The 2,530-nt window shown below is 72.1% G+C and carries 3 protein-coding genes; 1 reads left to right on the top strand and 2 read right to left on the bottom strand.

From position 1 onward, the window contains the following. Positions 1–17: 17 nt before the first annotated feature. Positions 18–428, bottom strand: a complete 411-nt coding sequence (cdd, locus tag HOQ08_RS11720; RefSeq protein WP_291194901.1) for a cytidine deaminase — start codon at positions 426–428, stop codon at positions 18–20. A 158-nt stretch (positions 429–586) separates the two neighbouring features. On the opposite strand from cdd, the gene HOQ08_RS11715 reads away from it, so the two are divergent. Continuing rightward, positions 587–1,687, top strand: a complete 1,101-nt coding sequence (locus HOQ08_RS11715; protein WP_291194898.1) for an NAD(P) transhydrogenase subunit alpha — start codon at positions 587–589, stop codon at positions 1,685–1,687. Between the two features lie 154 nt (positions 1,688–1,841). Here the strand turns inward: HOQ08_RS11715 and HOQ08_RS11710 are convergent, their stop codons facing one another. Next, positions 1,842–2,354, bottom strand: a complete 513-nt coding sequence (locus HOQ08_RS11710; protein WP_291194895.1) for a DUF3106 domain-containing protein — start codon at positions 2,352–2,354, stop codon at positions 1,842–1,844. Positions 2,355–2,530: the final 176 nt, after the last annotated feature.

Here is a 2,530-nt window from a genome sequence, read left to right as displayed (position 1 = left end):
AGACGCTGCATTGCGCGTCACCGCGCCGCCGGCAGCGCGAACGCGCCGGGCAGCAGCATGGCGACCGTGGTGTGCTGGATTTCGCCGGCAAGGTTGCCCAGCAGCACCGGCATGTCGCCGTCGCACAGCTCGGCCATGACCTGCCGGCAGGCGCCGCAGGGGCTGACCGGCGCCGGCGTGTCGGCGATCACCGCGAGCCGGACGAAGTCGCCCGGCCGGCAGCCGGCCGCGATGGCGCCGAACAGCGCCGTGCGCTCGGCGCAGTTGCACAGGCCGTAGGCGGCGTTCTCCACGTTGCAGCCACCGAAGGTGCGGCCGTCGCGGGTCAGCACCGCGGCGCCGACGTGGAAGTTTGAATACGGCGCGTAGGCTTGCTCGCGCGCCTGGCGGGCCGCGAGCATCAGCGGGTCGATGGAGGAAAGCGGCATCGGTGTGGACACAAGGGGATCTCCTGCAAAGACCCCGTTCGCGCCGCCTTGGCGTTGCCGGTGGGCCAGTCTACTGCGGCTGCCGGCGCGCCGGTCAAGCGAGCCTGTGTGCGCCGGGTGGTTGGGCTAGGATGGCGCGGAGCCGCAAGGGGATCCGTATGACGATGACCGTGGGCGCGTTGCGCGAGGTGGCTGCCGGCGAACGGCGGGTGGCGATCACGCCCGAGGTGGCGAAGAAACTCCGCGGCAAGGGCGTGCGCGTGCTGCTGGAGCGGCAGGCCGGCACCGCCGCCGGTTTTCCCGACAGCGCCTATGCCGACGTGGAATTCGCCGACGCCGCGCAGGTGCTGGCGCAGGCCGGCCTGCTGGCCTGCGTGCTGCCGCCGGACGATGCCGCCTACGACCAGATGCGCGAAGGCGCGATCGTGGTCGGCCAGCTGCGCCCGCATGGGGCGGCGACGCGCATCGCGGCGTTGGGCAGGCGCAAGCTCACCGCCTTCGCGCTGGAACTGCTGCCGCGCACCACCCGCGCCCAGGCGATGGACGTGCTGAGCTCGCAGGCCGCCGTCGCCGGCTATCGCGCCATGCTGATCGCCGCCGAGGCCTGCCCGAAGTTCTTCCCCATGCTGACCACCGCCGCCGGCACCATCCGGCCCTCGCGCGTGCTGGTGATCGGCGCGGGCGTGGCCGGATTGCAGGCGATCGCCACCGCACGCCGGCTCGGCGCGCAGACCGAGGGTTACGACGTGCGCCCGGAAACGCGCGAGCAGGTCGAATCGCTGGGCGCGAAGTTCCTCGACCTGGGCGTCAGCGCCGCCGGCAGCGGCGGCTATGCGCGCGAGCTGTCCGCCGAGGAGCGTGCCGCCCAGCAGCAGGCGCTGGCCGAGCATCTCAAGCTGGTCGACGTGGTCGTCACCACCGCGGCGGTGCCCGGACGCCCGGCGCCGAAGATCATCAGCGCGGCGATGGTCGAGGGCATGAAGCCCGGCGCCCTCATCGTCGACCTGGCGGCCGAAGGGGGTGGCAACTGCGAATTGACCCGACCGGGCGAGCGCGCCGAGCACGCGGGTGTGAGCATCCTCGGTCCCTTGAACCTACCGGCCGGTGCACCGTTGCATGCGTCGGAGATGTATGCGCGCAACGTCTTCAACTTCGTCGAGCTGATGCTGCGCGACGGTGCGCTGACACCCGACTTCGCCGACGAACTGGTCGCCAAGAGCTGCGTGAGCCGTGGTGGCGAAACGCAATTCCAAGGCTAGGTCGAGCGGGGTTGCCTGAACCGTCCGGACCGGGTGCGGGTTTGCGGCATTCGATCCATCCGTACCGGTCCTTCGAAGGGGAGGCCTCGAGCGTGCGCTTCGCCCATCGCGGGAGGCCGGCGGCACCTTCCTTCCAGGGGAAGTCGGGTTTGCGTCAATGGCCCGGCGGCGGCCTCCGCGGCGAATGGTCGAGGCCTTGCAGGCGCTGCTCGACGGTCTGCGAGCGCCACTGGCGCAGCAGGCGTTCGCGCTGGTCCACCGGCAGGTTCTGGAAATGCTCGTAGGCGTCGTGCAGGCGTTCGCGCTGGTCCGGCGGCAGGTGGTGGAACTTGTGCATGTTGGCCCGCGCGCGCTGGCGTTCCTCGGGCGTCATCTGCTGCCAGCGGGCGATGCGCTCGCGGATTTCCTCGCGGCGGTCCGGCGGCAGGGTGACCCAATGTTCGGCACGCTTGAGCAAGTGCGACTGTCGCTGCGGCGGCATGGTGTCCCACTGGTCGCGCAGCGGCGCGAGCACCTCCTGCTGGGCCGGGTCCAGGTTGCGCCAGGGGCGCGGCGGAGGGAGCGTGGCGTCCGCGCCGGGCGGCGGGGGCGGCGGCGCGTCCTGCGCATGCAGTGGCGCGAGTGCGGCCAGGGCAAGCAGCAGCGGTAGCAGGGCGAAGCGCGTCATGGGTCAGTGCCGCGCCTGGGCGGTGTCGTTGGCGGCGAGCCAGCCGTAGAAGTCGAGGTTCTGGTAGAGCTGCGGATCGGCGCTGTCGGCATCGGGCGGCAGCTCGGCGTCCGCGTCGGTGGCCGGCAGCGCGGATGCGGCGCGCGGCGGCGCACTGTCGGCACGCCGCAGCGGCT

It is taken from the genome of Frateuria sp. (assembly GCF_013362045.1).
Classification (GTDB): domain Bacteria; phylum Pseudomonadota; class Gammaproteobacteria; order Xanthomonadales; family Rhodanobacteraceae; genus Frateuria_A.
This window is presented reverse-complemented; position numbering and strand designations above follow the sequence as displayed.

What these genes read in the sequence shown, in the direction of transcription:
- HOQ08_RS11715 (WP_291194898.1), top strand. Translation starts at nt 587, where the DNA reads ATGACGATGACCGTGGGCGCGTTGCGCGAGGTGGCTGCCGGCGAACGG.
- cdd (WP_291194901.1), bottom strand. Translation starts at nt 428, where the DNA reads ATGCCGCTTTCCTCCATCGACCCGCTGATGCTCGCGGCCCGCCAGGCG.
- HOQ08_RS11710 (WP_291194895.1), bottom strand. Translation starts at nt 2,354, where the DNA reads ATGACGCGCTTCGCCCTGCTACCGCTGCTGCTTGCCCTGGCCGCACTC.